Raw genomic sequence first — 15,041 nt, 5'->3', positions numbered from 1 at the left:
CGTGTCCCTGGCTTGGGGAAGGGCGTCAACCCATCAAATCTTGAGAAATAAAACTTTAAACCCAGTCTGATAAACTACACCCCACCTGGTTTAAAATGAGAGGGATTTTCCTGCATTGATTGACCCCCGGTAACCATGAGTAGAGATTTATTTGCCCAAACGGCGATCGCTCAAATTCCTAAAATCCTGACCCTGTGCGATCGCAACCCCCACAGTCCCACTTATGGCTGTTTTGACCGCAACTTCTGGCATTATAAAATTATTGATTTTCCCAGTGGAATGGCCCAAGAATTTGTTTTACCCCTGGCTTTAGCCTACCACACCAACTTACCGGATAACCCCTTTTATCAGCAAACCGCACTCCGGGATTGGGTAGAAGCAGGAATCCTTTATGCTGCGCATTCGGCTCATTCTGATGGGTCTTGCGATGATTATTTTCCCTATGAAAGGGCTAGTGGCGCAGCCGCTTTTTCCCTGTTGGCTTGTTTAGAAAGTTACACCCTCCTCAACCTCAATAATTTTGAAATTTTAAAGTTTTTTGAACATCGGGCTACTTGGTTATCAAACCATCATGAAAGTGGACAACTCAGCAACCATCAAGCCTTAATCGCTTTATGTTTAGAACTCATTTCTCGTTTATTAGAAACAGACCGTTGGCAGGGGGCTAAAACCGAACGGTTAGAACGGGTTTTATCCTGGCAAAGTGCCGAAGGATGGTTTCAGGAATATGAAGGGTGTGACCCCGGTTATCATACCTTAACGATATCTTGTTTAGCCCGACTTTATGAACTTTCTCCTGACCCACGTCTGAAAGAATCATTGATGAAAGCAGTAGAACTCGCAACTCAATTTATCCATCCCGATGGGTCTTATGGGGGAGAATATGCGAGTCGAAACACTTATAATTTTTTCCCGCATGGGTTTGAATGGGTAGGAAAATGGATGCCGGAAGCGTTAGGGATTAATGATTTATTTTTAAAGGGGATAGCAGCCGGTTTAGTTCCTTGTTATGCCGATGACCATATTATTGGACATCATACTTGGAGTTATTTATTAGCATGGCGAGACTTTGTGGAAAATCGCCCTGCCATGCCCCCTCGACCTGTGGGACAAATTTGGTTGAAAGAGGCAGAGTTATTGATAGACCGACGAAACGATATAGAGCTTTATTTAGCTTTAAATAAAGGAGGAGTTTTTAAGCTATTTAGAGATGGAAAACTGGTCGCTTCCGATACTCAGTTTTCTTTACAAATTTCCCAAGGCAGGCTGATAAAAAATGCTGTGGGACATTTAATTGACCGCTATGATTATCAAGTTCAATCAAATGAAATCCTGATTCAAGGTCAATTGGGTTGGGCTAAACAAAAACAAATGAACCCTTTAAATTTGTTAATTTTGCGGGTAGTCATGCTAACTGTAGGGCGCTTTTTTCCTAATTTAATTCGGAAATTATTGCAGAAAATGTTGATTACTGGGAAGAAAAAAGCCCCGTTTAAATTTATCCGACGCTTGCAATGGAAAGATGAAAAATGGCAGATTAGTGATGAATTAATAGCCGAGTCTTGGCAAAACGTTCAATCCGTCGGAATGGGGGGAGACCAAACCTCAATTTATGTGGTCATGAGTCGAACTTTTCAGGCGGGTCAATTGCAACCCTGGTTGGATTTAAGCGATCGCCTCCCGACCCTAACTCATCAAGAACCCCTCAAAGTTGAACGCCAGTTCTAATTTCTGTTTGGGTTTTTCGGGTCTTATGCCAATTTGTAGACTGTCACAGTCTCCTAGAAAATTGGGAGAAAATGGTAGCCATACTAGAGGGAATTGATACAAAAAAACCAGAGTTTTATGAGAGTTAACTTTTTCGGTGGATTTTCCCTCGGGTTGGTGGTCATCTTACTATTGGCATTTGGAATTTTAAATTGGTTAAATGTGCCTGCGGGCAATTTTTTAGACTGGGTAATTGGTGGGGCCAGTTTTCTATGGTTAGTGGTGATTGTGACAGTGCCTTGGAATATCTATTTCCAAGCCAAAGAAGTCGTCGCGGATGCTGAACAATCTGAAGAAAAAAATATTCCCATTGAACCCAAACAGTTAAGATATGTTCAGCGGATTGCCAAACGATCGCTGTGGATTGCCATCGCCCTACATATCATTTCTGCCCTCGTTTTATATGGGTTAGCCGCTACGGGAATTAGTGCGGTGGGATATATCAGTTCCGTGGCGGCTTTGTTGTTAACTGGGTTACGTCCGGTGATTCGGGCTTATGAATATATTGCCACCCGATTAAGCATGATTCGCCGCGAGTTTAAATATCCCCGGGAAGATGTTTTAGAGTTGCGCGATCGCGTCTTGACTTTAGAAGAGCAAATTAAAAACCTCTGCGATAGTTTAGATGAAAATAAACCGGATTCTTGGATGAGTCAGAAAAACCGGCAAAGTGCAGCATTGCGCCAAGATTTAAGCCAATTAGCCGCCTCGGTGGAAAGCTTGCGATCAATCAATCAAGCGGAACATGATGCGCTGAAGAAAGAGGCACAGAATGCGATCGCTCAATTAACCACCGATGGACAATTCCTGGATCATGTTCGAGAAATCATTCGCTTTTTTAAAACCGCCTAACTCCATTACTACCTTTCTCTCAACCCCTAGAGGTAAACTCAGGGGTTTTTTGGTGAATTAAATCTATCTAAAGATGCGGTCTAATCTAACCAAAGCTCACCTCCAGATAGAGTGATAATGTAAAATAGATCGGTTATTTTCCAAATTAGCGAGTTTGGAAAAAGCGGTGTCACGACAACTATTTCGGCTATTGATTGGATTTATTGTTGGGCTAGTCGGGGTCTTGAGTTATTATACAACCCAAGTGGAAAATCCGATTACGGGAGAACAGCAGCGTATCCGATTATCTCCCACAGAAGAGGTGCAACTCGGGTTACAAACCCGAGGACAACTGGCGGAACAATTTGGGGGTTTATACCCAGATGCCTCAGTTCAGGAGGCTGTCCAGCAGGTGGGTCAGCGAATTGTTCAACAATCTGTGGTTTCGCAATCGGAATATCCTTTTGAATTTTATGTGCTTCAAGATTCACAAACTGTGAATGCCTTTGCTCTCCCCGGTGGGCAAGTTTTTATTACCAATGGGTTACTGCAACGCTTGAATTCTCCAGGGCAACTCGCGGGAATTTTAGGCCATGAAATTGGTCATGTGGTGGCGCGACATGGTGCAGAACATTTAGCCAAACGAGAACTCGGTTCTACCCTAGTTACAGCGGTGGGAATTGCCACTACCGATGAACAAGGAGGGGGGAGACAAGCTGCTGCGATCGCCCGAGTTGCTAATGAAATGATTGCTTTGAGATATGGACGAGAGGCGGAATTGGAAAGCGATCGCCTGGGGGTGCAGTTCATGGCACAAGCGGGTTATGACCCCAGGGCAATGATTGAAGTGATGGAAATCCTCAGTTCAGCTCAATCCGGTTCCCCCTCCCCAGAATTTGTGAGTACCCATCCCAACCCCGATAACCGAATTCAACGTTTAGAAGAGGCGATCGCAGAAGACTTTCCCAATGGGATTCCGCCTCAATTAGAGAGTAAACATCCAAACTTGACTCCCGTGGCATTGTTGCGATCGCCTTATCCTAAATAAATATTAAGATTTGGTCGGATTGTTCGGAAGAAGATTACCCTAGTGGGGAGGGAAAATTTTTTCTTTAATCAGTCTGCAATCGAAGAGTGCGCGATCGGTGTGCCGGTTGCGACTGACTTTAAAGCATCACTCGGGGATGGATCATCAAAATGCTACAAACCGAGCAAATTTTACAGGATCGTTACCAACTTCAGCAACAGTTAGGTAATAATGCCGGTCGTCAAACCTGGTTAGCCCAGGATATTAGCACCTCAACTGGGGAATTGGCGATCGTCAAATTATTGGCATTTAGTCCCCATTTACAGTGGGATGATTTTAAGTTATTTGAACGGGAAGCACAGGTTCTCCAAAAACTAACCCATCCCCGCATTCCCCGTTATCGGGATTATTTTTCCCTGGATAAACAGATGGGGGAGGGACTCTGTTGGTTTGGATTAGTCCAAGAATATATCCCGGGAAAATCCCTACAACAAGCATTAGATTCGGGTCAGCGATTTAGTGAATCTCAAGTCAAGGCGATCGCCACTCAAATTTTAGAAATTTTGATTTATTTGCATGAGGGGGAATCTCCCGTAATTCATCGGGATATTAAACCCAGCAATATCATTTTAGGAGAAGATGACAAAGTTTATCTGGTGGATTTTGGTGCCGTTCAAGATACCGCCGCAGCCGCAGGCGCAACTTTTACCATTGTCGGAACCACGGGATACGCACCCTTAGAACAATTTTGGGGAAAAGCGGTTCCCGCCTCGGATTTATATGCATTAGGTGCAACTCTGGTTCACTTATTAACGGGGATTTGTCCAGCGGATCTACCCCAACATAATTTACGCATCCAATTTAAGGATAAAGTCAGTATCCGGGAGATTTTTTTAAATTGGATTGAGGCCCTAATTGAACCGAGTCTTGAACAACGGGTATCCAGGGCGAAAGTAGCTTTAGAAAATCTCAAAACTGGGCGGGTAATCGTCCCGCTGATGGAAAGCATCCCCTTATCAGCTTACTATCCCTTTACGCTCAAAAAATCTCCCACAGTCTTTCTGATTATCTTATCCCCAAATCCTCTATCTCAATTGATTATTTTTGCGGCGAAAATAATTCTCATGTTGATTATTGGGTTGATATTATTTGTCAGCTTTTTTATCTTACCCGCATTGGTTACAGCACTGATCTCGGGAATTGGATTTTTTATGGAAGTGATTAAAATTACTATTTCTCTACTTCTTATTGTATTTTGGGTACTAACGTTAAGAGAATGGGTATATCTTTGTAAAGATATATATTTCCCGAGTCTTTCGGTTTTTCATATAAGATTGGATAAAATGAGTCAGTTTTTGACCCTAACCATTGCTAAAAATAATCAAATAATCCAGGAAGAACACAAAATAAGTCCTACCGATTTTTCGGTGAACTTCAAAAATCGCAATCTGTTGTTCAACATTAAGTCGCGTCAAAATTTTGGCATCAAAACAAACTTAAGCCGCCCCCATTATCAATTAATCGCTCGTCAGGTTAATAGCTGGCTTGAAAATATCTAGTAGTTTAAAGTAACCCATCTGGGTTGCTATCGTCTTGAACTGGATTCCTTCAATCATTATGATAAATTCTAAAACGCTTTTAAACGATCGCTACCAACTCGAAGAAAAACTTTCGGAGTTTTCCAATCGCCAAACCTGGCGAGCAACTGACCTCAAGGCTGAACAAGAAATTTATCGTCAGGTGATTATTAAAATTCTCATTTTTTCTCCTCAAATGAATTGGGAACAATTGAAACTCTTTGAACGAGAAGCATTAGTTTTAAAAAATATCAATCACCCCAAAATACCTAAATATTTAGATTCGTTTTATAGAGAATCCAGCTTAGACCTCGAATTTCCGAGTCTAATCTTGGTTCAGGAATTAATCTGTGGATTATCCCTTAAGGCTATTTTGGACAAAAACAAGGGTTTTTCCACAAAAGAAGTCAAACAATATGCTAAACAACTACTCAACATTCTAATTTACTTGCATGAATTATCTCCCCCCATTTTACACCGAGATATAAAACCCAGTAACGTGATATTAGGAGACGATCAAACTATCTATCTCGTTGATTTTGGCGCGGTACAAGATAAAGCTAAAGCAGAAGGAGCAACTTTTACCGTAGTCGGAAGTAGTGGCTATACCCCACCCGAACAACTATGGGGAAAAGCGATTCCCGCCTCCGATTTATATGCATTAGGTGCAACTCTAATCCATTTACTTACAGGTAAATCTCCCGCTGAATTGCCACAACGGAAAATGCAGATTGATTTTCACTCTAAAGTTCATGGCAGAGATCCCGAATTTATCCGTTGGCTGGAACGTCTGGTTAATCCAGCAACAGAACGCCGATTTTCCACGGCACAGGAAGCCTTAACAGCACTCCAGGAGTCTCAGAATATCCTCACTCCCAAACTTAAATTAACCGAAAAAGTCTCCCCAAACTATATATTTTTATGTTTAGTATTTTTGGTGGGCTTTGTCCTTCCGATTTATCTAGTTATCAATTTGCTTGACTCCTTACAAAACCCTTCTAAAAATCGCAATACTCCGCCAAATATTGAGAGGAATTGGTAGTTTAACTCATATGAATCTCCCAATTTTATTGATATCCAGCCGCTTGGAGAGTAAACAACTTGGCATAGCGTCCTTCTGCTTGCATTAACTCTTCATGAGTGCCTCTTTCTATCAGTTTACCTGCTTCTAATACGATAATGGTATCCGCCATGCGAACGGTGGAAAACCGATGAGAAATCAATAAAACCATGCGGTCTGTTGCCAAGCGGCGAAACCGTTCAAAGATTTCAAATTCGGCTTCGGCATCCATTGCGGAAGTGGGTTCATCTAGGACTAAAATATCGGCTTTGATTCGCATAAAAGCCCGGGAGAGGCCAATTTTTTGCCATTGTCCTCCGGAGAGTTCGGTTCCGGATTTAAACCAGCGTCCGAGTTGGGTATAAAATCCCTGGGGTAAGCTGGCGATGAAGGGTTCTGCCATGCCTTTTTCGGCGGCAGTTTTCCAGCGGGTTTCGTCTTCTAAGCTATCCACATCGCCGACGCCAATATTCTCGCCGACGAGGAACTGATAGCGCACAAAATCTTGAAAAATGACGCCGATGCGTTGTCGTAAGTGGTTGATATCCCATTCGCGCAAGTCTAATCCATCGAGCAGAATTTGACCGGATGAGGGTTCGTAGAGACGGGTCAGGAGTTTGATTAGGGTGGTTTTTCCGGACCCATTTTGGCCGACTAAAGCGAGTTTTTCTCCGGGTTTTAACTGAAAAGTGATGTCGCTTAAGGCGGGTTGGGTAGCGTCGGGATAGGTAAAGGAAACATTCTGGAATCGGACGCCATCTTGGGGAATGGGTCCTCGGTTAGCGCTACCTTCTGCCTGGGGTATTTCTTGTTCTAAAAATTCATACAAGTTCGACAAATAGAGATTATCTTCATACATTCCCCCGATCGCACTCAATGTCGCGGAAAAGCTGGATTGTCCCTGGCGAAAGACCATTAAATACATGGTCATATCGCCGAGGGTGATGCTTCCGGAGATGGCAGCGATCGCAATCCAGGCGTAGGTTCCATAAAATGCCAAGCTACTGAGTAAACCTAGCACATATCCCCAAAATCCTCGCCGCAGGGTCAAATTTCGATCTTCCTGATACAAGCGATGGAAGATATTTCGATACCGATTCAAAAAAATGGGTCCGAGTTGATAGAGTTGCACCTCTTTGGCGTAATCTTCCCGCGCAATCAGGGTTTCAAGATAAATTTGTTCCCGGGTTTCGGGCGATCGCCGTTTAAAAACCCGAAAAGCGGCACCGGCAAACTTGGTTTCCGCTAAAAACGGCGGTATCGCGGCGATCGCCAAGACTCCGACAACCCATCCCGAAAACTGCAACAACAATCCACTATACGCCACCAATCCTAGAGTTTCCTGCACTAAACCAAAAGTGCGATTTACAAAACTCAGGGGACGACTCGATGCCTCTCGTCGGGCCCGAGTCATTTTGTCATACACTTCCGAATCTTCAAAATGGGACAAAGAAAGGGTGAGTGCTTTTTCTAAAATCAGTTCGTTAACCGTCTGTCCCAGGAGGACGCGCAACAGGGATTGACAAACACTCAACCCGCGCTGACAAAGGGTCAACATCATCACAGCGATCGCCTCGAATCCCACATACAGGAGTGCGGTTTGGGGTCCCGTTCCGGAATTTGCGGCGGTGACTACGCTATCGATAATTAACTTACCCAGATAAGCAATTCCTGCTGGTAACAACCCCGCAACTCCGGTGAGAATGGCTACAATTGCGGTTAAAGTTGGGCTAGTTTTCCACACTAATTGTACCGCTCTTTTGCTATACTTAAAAGCAGATAAACTAAAGCGGAAACTTTGCCTGATTTGACTGAACACATTCTGGCGATCGCGCCTTCTCATCGTTGATCTCAATGCCTCTTGCTCATGGGTTACACGGGGGTGGTACAATCCCCAAGGGTTGCCGTAGTTCTCGGATTGGTACTTCTGCCACTAGCTTAATTTTACCTTGATTATCCCGAGACCACCCCTGCGCTTCTACCAATTCTCGGGAAATTTCCACCGGATTGATTCCCATTGCGCTAATCCGGGGAGGAAATCCCTCCCTGGAGTTTGACCTAGTTGCCGGGGAAGGGTCACCTAAATCAATTAAGGTGGACTCCGGGGCGATCGCATCATTGGGACTCGGTGGTAAACCCCCTCTACCTGTCACCACAAAGCTACTTTGAGAGGTATTCTCAGCCGAACAATTCTGTACCACAACATTGCTCAAATCTCCCAAATTTACGGGTAAATCCACTAACCCTGATGTCGGGTCAACTTCCGGTGTATTCACTTCGACAATTCCATCAAATTGCGGACCCTGAGCAGAAGTTGCAGTAATATCACTGGTGTTAGGACTGCCTATTCGGCGCGCCTGTGCACCAAAAATTCCTTGGGTATTAATAATAACTTCACCCCCGGCTGCTTGTTCAGAATTGGCGGTGATGTTACTATTATTAATCGCCACAATATTATCGGTGGTGAGGATAATATTTCCGCCAGTTCCTGTACCCGTGGCATTGGTAGTAATTTGACTATTATTGCGTAAAATCAAGTCTGGCGATCGCAAGATAATATTGCCGCGATCGCCACTGGAAGTTTCCGAGGATAACACCGCGCGATCGCTCAACGTCACCCGTTCCCCTGCTTCTAAGGTGATACTCCCTGCTGCACCCGCTCCCGTCGCACTGGTGAGAATTTGACTATCGTTGCTGAGGTCAATTTGATTCGCCCTCACCGCAATCTCACCACTGGGAAACGCCGTGGTTGAACGGGCACTCAGAACAGCGCCATCGGATACCTGTAATCGGTCCGTCGCGATCGTTAACCCACCCCCAGAACCCTGCGCCGTTTCCTCTGTACTACTAAACACCCCAGAGGTAAAACTCCCATTAGGACTTCTCCCACTTACCGTCATTCCCTGGGTGATATTCAGGCGAATCTCACCGGAGTTTCCCGTTCCTCGGGTGAGGGCTTGAATCCCCGCACCCCCTGTCACGGCGAGGTTATCCGCATTAATTTGAATATCTCCGGCATTGCCGACTCCATCCTTCTCCACCGTACTTGCCAATCCACTAAAATCTCCCAAAGTATTCACCCCGGTGAAAACCGCATTGGAGACTTGAATTTGGATGTCCCCCGAATTCCCTCCCCCTCTCGTTAGAGTTTGGATTTGAGCACCTTGGCTCACTTCTAGGGTCTGGGATTGGAGAGTAATACTTCCTGCATTTCCCTGAGCATTGGTTTCTACCGTGGTAAAAATTCCCGTCGTCGCACCTTTTCCCGCCTCACCTATAACCGAGGGGGGCGGAGGGGTTGGGGGCGAGATTGGCGGAGGAGTCGGGGGGGTTGAGGTTGGGGGTATCGTGGGTACCCCTGGATCAATGACTTCGATTGCCAGATCTTCAACCAGACTCAGTGGCATTGCCGGGGTAACGGAGACAATGAGTTCCGAAGCGGTGGGATTGCGCTGGGTGTTATTTCCTTGAATGGAAATTCTGTCTGCCATTTCAATTTGAATATTGCCTGCATTGCCCTGTTGAGCATCAAAGGTACTACCGATAATTTGTGCGCCGTCACTCATCAACAGCGATCGCCCAGTCATCTGAATTCCCCCGCTATTTCCTCGGGCAATCGTAGGAATGAAGCTATTAAGGGAAAAGGGATTACTTGGTATTGGTCCAACGCTGCTAAAAATGACGGTATTTGCGCCGGTTAGGGTAATATCTTCTCGCACTTGGATCGCAACGGGACCAGCATTTCCCAGTCCCAAGGTAGCCGCCACCAATTGCGCCCCCTCACTCAGGGAGAGCGATCGCGCCTGAAGGTCAATTCCCCCACTATTTCCCTCTCTCACTCCAGAGGCAACCGTACTCAAAATCCCCGTTCTCACCCCATCCAGAGTTACGGCATCATTGGCGTTAATCTTGACCGGACCAGCATTCCCCAAACCCAAGGCAACAGCTTGAATTTGTGCACCCCCGCTCATAGACAGAGTTCCGGTAGTCATCTCAATCCCATCGGTGTTCCCGTTCCCTGCACTATTATTAAAAATACTGCTCCTTTGTCCCATCAGGGAAACTCCCTCTCTCACTTGCAGGACAATTTTACCGGCATTGCCAATCCCTTGGGTTTGGGAAATCACTTGAGCACCCTCACTCAGAACGAGCGATCGCCCTTCAATCTCAATCCCCTCACTATTGCCAATTCCCATCTGATCCACCGCATTAAAAATCGCTGTCCCGGTACCGGACAGACTCACTCCCTCGGTTGTGCGAATCACCACTGGGCCTGCATTTCCCTGATTTTGGGTGATCGACTGGAGTTGTGCGCCATTGGTTAAAGCCACCGTTCCCGCTTGGATCTCGATTCCTCCACTATTCCCCAATCCTCTGCGTTCCGCGCCGCCTTTCCCGAATTCTACTAGACTAAAAATGCCCGTTTCTGTCCCTGTCAGGGTTAATCCCTCCGCCACCTGAATCAACACCTGACCCGCATTTCCTCCCCCATTTTTGACAATCGCACTCAGTTGCGATCGTTCACTCAGGGAGAGAGATTGCCCTCTCACGTTGACATTTCCGCCATTCCCGGTGGCATTAAACCCGACTTGGTTGCCGATCGCACTTTGTTGAGTCAGGGTGATCGCGCCGGTAGCATCTAGGGTAATCTCTCCCCCTTGGGCATTAGGTCCCCCTTCCTGAGTCTGAATCCCGGCGATGATTCGACTTCCCCCAGATAGCTGGATGTTGCGTCCCTGGAGGGAAATATCGCCCCCATTACTGCTAATCACCGAGAGCACCGTGTTATCGGTTAAAGAAATATCACCCCTTGGATTCGGGGTTTCCCCGATGGCACTTTGGTTCAACGTCACAGCGGCATTCTCCCAATTCAAGGCGATCGCCCCTTCTGACCCCACCGCATTTAATGCCACGCGACCCCCAGGTACTCGCAATTGTCCCGAGGCGATCGTCACCTCTGACCCTGCCAATGCCAAAGTTTGACCCGATTGCAGGATCAAGTTTGCCCCCTGCACCTCTATTCCCTGGGAGTTGCTCCCATATTGCAAACCTACCGGCACTGTCACTGACAATAGGGGGGTCTGAACTTTCCCACCGACAGCGGCAAACTCACTCCCATCCGCAAACGTAAACCCGTTTGCCGTACTCGCCACAAAGGAACCGGCGAGATTTAAGGCGGCATTGGGTCCAAAAATGATACCATTAGGATTAAGTAAAAACAGATTGGCAATGCCATTGGCTTGAATTAATCCATCAATCGTTGAACTGCCACCCCCAGTAATTCGGGTGAAGATATTTTGAATTTCTAGGGAATTATTAAATAAAGCAGTCTCACCCGTGAGGAGATTAAACTGCTCAAAACTATGAAATAAATTAGCTCCAGATGCGGTACCTCCATCAATAGTCAAGATTGTTCCACTGGGGGTAACGATCGAATTGAGGGGCAGGGTCGTATCAGGAATGATTTGGGCGTAACTAGGGCCAATGGTAACAATCCCAGTGAGACAACACAGGGCGACAGTGAATCGGCGGATTCCCGGAGTACAGGAGCTGGAGTTAAATGTTGGCATAAACCCGCGTCAAATGATTTTAGGAAAACCGAGCCTTGTTTAATTGATTATTCCTTAGAATCGTTAATTCTGCAATTCCGGGGATTCGCCTTTCTCTCCCACTAGAGTAAAGCTCAGAAACCCGGTTTCTTCATCCCATTGGGAGGAATGACTAACCCACCTGAGTCAGAAACCCGGTTTCTTCTGCGGTTGTTGTAGTCTGTTCACTCTATCCACAGCCTCGGGAATATTAAGATAGAGGGTGCAAAATATTCAAATTAAAGGAACTCTCCCCTTGTCTTTAGAAGCGATCGCCATTCCACCGACTAGCGGCAAACCTCCGACAGGTATTATTGTCATGCTTCACGGATGGGGTGCTAATAGCCAGGATTTAGCCTCCTTAGCCTCTCTGCTCCATTTCCCCGACTTTCTGTTTCTGTTTCCCAATGCGCCTTTCCCCCATCCCCAGGTTCTCGAAGGCAGAATGTGGTATGACCTGAACAGCCCCAATTATCAGAAGTTACCCGAAAGTCAGGAAATATTGACGATGTGGCTGCGATCGCTCGAAGGGAGTACCGGCGTGCCCCTGGAACAAACCCTATTAAGCGGGTTTTCCCAAGGCGGGGCGATGACTTTAGATGTGGGACTGCGGTTACCCTTAGCCGGTTTAGTGTCCATGAGTGGGTACTTACATTGTGAACCCCAACCAATGGGCGATCGCCTCCCCCCCACCTTAATCATGCATGGCACCGAGGACCCCGTAGTTCCCCTAAGCGCGGCTCATCAGGCGTGGGAAGTGTTCCAAGCTCTGGGGGTAGCGGTGCAATATCGAGAATGGAGAATGGGTCATTCTATTTTGCCGGAACAAATGGAGGTGATGCAAGGCTTTATTGAGGAAATTTTTCCGGCATCAGAACCGACGAATATTAATAAGCCTTAAGATTTAGGTTGCAACTCGGTCAATTAGAGTACAATCTACTCTTGTAGCGGACTTGCTTTGCTAGATCCAAGTGCTCATACATAATGGAGGGGCGAACGATGGGAGCGACGACCATTTTCACTCAGGATATTACTTCGATGACGGAGGCTGATATCGAGAAACTCGCTATCCGTCTTGAACTAGATGATTATGCCGATCCGTTTGAGGGCTTGAATGATTGGCATCTGCTACGCGCGATCGCCTTTCGTCGTCCAGAACTCGTTGAACCTTACATCTATTTGTTGGACTTGCAACCTTACGATGAAGGGTAACCTCTGGAGTTAGCCTCAACTATGAGTGAGGACGTTAACCGGACAGGCATTCAGGGGGGAAACCTCCTCGTGCCTTCTTCATTTGAGAATAGACGGATTCTGCTAGGCATCACCGGCGGAATTGCCGCCTATAAAGTTTGTGATGCCATCTCAACCCTGGCGAAAGCGGGGGCGCAGGTTCGGGCGATTCTAACCGGCGGTGCACAGGAATTTATTACCCCTTTGACGGTGACTACCCTTTGTCGTCATCCCGCCTATACCGATGCCAACTTCTGGCAACCCGTCCATTCCAGACCCTTACATATTGAATTGGGGGAATGGGCGGAGGTTTTGGTGATTGCGCCTCTGACGGCGAATACCTTGGCGAAGTTGGCAACGGGAATGGCGGATAATCTGCTCACCAATACGGTTCTGGCTTCCACTTGTCCGATTTTACTGGCCCCGGCGATGAATACGGAAATGTGGAATCAGTCGGTGACTCAACGCAATTGGGAACAGGTGATCCAGGAGTTGCGATTTCACGGCATTGCACCCGGTTCAGGACTGCTGGCTTGCGATCGCGTCGGAACAGGGCGTATGGCGGAACCGGAGCGAATTTTAGCCCATTTGGAATCGGTCTTGCATACCCAGGGAAAGCAGGATTTAGTCGGTCAACGGGTGTTAATCGGTGCCGGAAGTACCCGGGAGCATTTTGATCCAGTCCGGTTTATCGGCAATCCCGCTACGGGCAAAATGGGTATTGCTTTAGCACGCTGTGCGCTCCATCGTGGGGCTGATGTGACGTTTGTAGGAGGGGCGATGTCCCCAGGGTTTCAAGAGTTGATACCGGGTGCTCGGATCGTGGCGGTGACTCGCGCTGAAGAGATGCAGCAGGCGATGTTAGAATTTTTTCCAGAGTCAGATATTACAGTGATGGCGGCAGCTGTGGCGGATGTTAGGCCGGTACAGTTTCATTCGCACAAGTTACCGAAACAGGCGCTGCCGGAGAGTTTACCCTTAGAATCAGTGCCTGATATTATCGCACAATTGGGGGAATGTAAGCAATCCCATCAGTGGTTAATTGGGTTTGCAGCGCAAACGGGGGATATTGTCACCCCCGCCCTTGAGAAGTTGCGCCGCAAGAAATTAGATGCGATCGTTGCTAATCCGATTGATCGTCCAAATGCGGGGTTTGGGAGTGATAGTAATCAGGCGGTGATGATTGATGCCAGGGGACGACAACAGGCGATCGCCCCCTGTAGTAAGTTGAAATTGGCCCATCACGTCTTTGATTTTATCCAGTCTCTTTCCCGGTAAGTCTTTGGGTAGATGGCGAGGGGACGCAACTTGGTAGAATGCTGGGGTAATCTTTCACCTCAAGAGTGTTTATGACGAGCGAAAACAAGCCAGTTGCGGAGAGTACCACCGGCGCAGATGCGATCGATGTGGCGATCGCCAAAGGAATTGATTTTGATGGTTCTCCCATTCCCGAGGCCAAACTGGATCTGTACAATCAGGTAATGGGACTAGAGGCGGGACGGCAGCGCAGTGGTGTTTCCAATACCATGCGATCGCGCATTGTGCGGATTGGGGCGAAACATATCGCTCAAGATGAACTCGACCAGATGCTGATCAAGGCTGACTTTGCTCCTTTAAAAGAGAAAGAAATCGCCTTCTACTACGGTGGCAAATAAACCGAAAATTTAGGATTGAGAATCCGGGCGATCGGGATGTTTTTTAGGGGGCGCAGTTAGCGCTCCTTAATTTTTTTTTAAGTTTATTTCCAATTTAGCATTTTTGCAATCATACCAAATCCGGTGGCTAAAAGTCGATTTTCTCTCTGACGCCGCGCAGGGGGGCTAAGTCCGTATAGCCCCACTATGGATAGGTGTGGGTTTTATAGACCTTTCAAAACCGGATTCCGTATGAAAAAAAAATTACCGGATTTTTTCTAAAAATATAAAAAAGAATCTATAAATGTAGGTAATTTAATTATTTTT

General features: G+C 46.6%; 11 protein-coding genes. 9 read left to right on the top strand and 2 right to left on the bottom strand.

Annotated features, from left to right (window positions below; all coding sequences use genetic code 11):
• Positions 1–135 precede the first annotated feature (135 nt).
• From NG796_RS13200 to NG796_RS13180, 5 genes are all read left to right on the top strand, one after another.
• On the top strand, positions 136–1,728 hold the full coding sequence (locus NG796_RS13200) for a hypothetical protein (RefSeq protein ID WP_261207289.1): 1,593 nt from the start codon (positions 136–138) through the stop codon (positions 1,726–1,728).
• Positions 1,729–1,845: 117 nt separating this feature from the next.
• On the top strand, positions 1,846–2,619 hold the full coding sequence (locus NG796_RS13195) for a hypothetical protein (protein WP_261207288.1): 774 nt from the start codon (positions 1,846–1,848) through the stop codon (positions 2,617–2,619).
• Positions 2,620–2,785: 166 nt separating this feature from the next.
• A complete protein-coding gene (locus NG796_RS13190; RefSeq protein WP_261207287.1) occupies positions 2,786–3,646 on the top strand; it encodes a M48 family metallopeptidase in 861 nt (286 codons plus the stop codon).
• Positions 3,647–3,795: 149 nt separating this feature from the next.
• The gene (locus NG796_RS13185) at positions 3,796–5,184 is read left to right on the top strand and encodes a serine/threonine protein kinase (protein ID WP_261207286.1); all 1,389 of its coding nucleotides are present in this window, start codon (positions 3,796–3,798) and stop codon (positions 5,182–5,184) included.
• A gap of 58 nt (positions 5,185–5,242) precedes the next feature.
• A complete protein-coding gene (locus NG796_RS13180; protein WP_261207285.1) occupies positions 5,243–6,244 on the top strand; it encodes a serine/threonine protein kinase in 1,002 nt (333 codons plus the stop codon).
• A gap of 25 nt (positions 6,245–6,269) precedes the next feature.
• On the opposite strand, the gene NG796_RS13175 is transcribed toward NG796_RS13180, so the two are convergent.
• Entirely contained in the window at positions 6,270–8,117 is a 1,848-nt protein-coding gene (locus tag NG796_RS13175; RefSeq protein ID WP_261207284.1) for an ABC transporter ATP-binding protein, read from the bottom strand.
• A 10-nt stretch (positions 8,118–8,127) separates the two neighbouring features.
• A complete protein-coding gene (locus NG796_RS13170; protein ID WP_261207283.1) occupies positions 8,128–11,832 on the bottom strand; it encodes a filamentous hemagglutinin N-terminal domain-containing protein in 3,705 nt (1,234 codons plus the stop codon).
• Positions 11,833–12,082: 250 nt separating this feature from the next.
• Between NG796_RS13170 and NG796_RS13165 the strand changes: the two genes are divergently transcribed.
• The 4 genes from NG796_RS13165 (at position 12,083) to NG796_RS13150 (ending at position 14,735) form a co-directional block, all read left to right on the top strand.
• Complete coding sequence (locus tag NG796_RS13165) at positions 12,083–12,751, top strand: alpha/beta hydrolase (protein WP_261207359.1); 669 nt, start codon at positions 12,083–12,085, stop codon at positions 12,749–12,751.
• Positions 12,752–12,849: 98 nt separating this feature from the next.
• Positions 12,850–13,062, top strand: coding sequence for a DUF2555 domain-containing protein (locus NG796_RS13160; RefSeq protein WP_261207282.1), 213 nt, complete (start codon positions 12,850–12,852; stop codon positions 13,060–13,062).
• Positions 13,063–13,083: 21 nt separating this feature from the next.
• Positions 13,084–14,358 carry a bifunctional phosphopantothenoylcysteine decarboxylase/phosphopantothenate--cysteine ligase CoaBC gene (gene coaBC, locus NG796_RS13155; protein ID WP_261207281.1) on the top strand — a complete coding sequence of 425 codons (1,275 nt, stop codon included), beginning with the start codon at positions 13,084–13,086 and terminating at the stop codon, positions 14,356–14,358.
• 71 nt (positions 14,359–14,429) lie between these two features.
• Positions 14,430–14,735, top strand: a complete 306-nt coding sequence (locus NG796_RS13150) for a DUF4090 family protein (RefSeq protein ID WP_261207280.1) — start codon at positions 14,430–14,432, stop codon at positions 14,733–14,735.
• Positions 14,736–15,041 lie beyond the last annotated feature (306 nt).

This window comes from Laspinema sp. D2d, assembly GCF_025370755.1.
GTDB lineage: Bacteria > Cyanobacteriota > Cyanobacteriia > Cyanobacteriales > Laspinemataceae > Laspinema.
The sequence above is the reverse complement of the archived record's forward strand: the minus strand, read 5'-3'. Positions and strand labels throughout refer to the sequence as shown.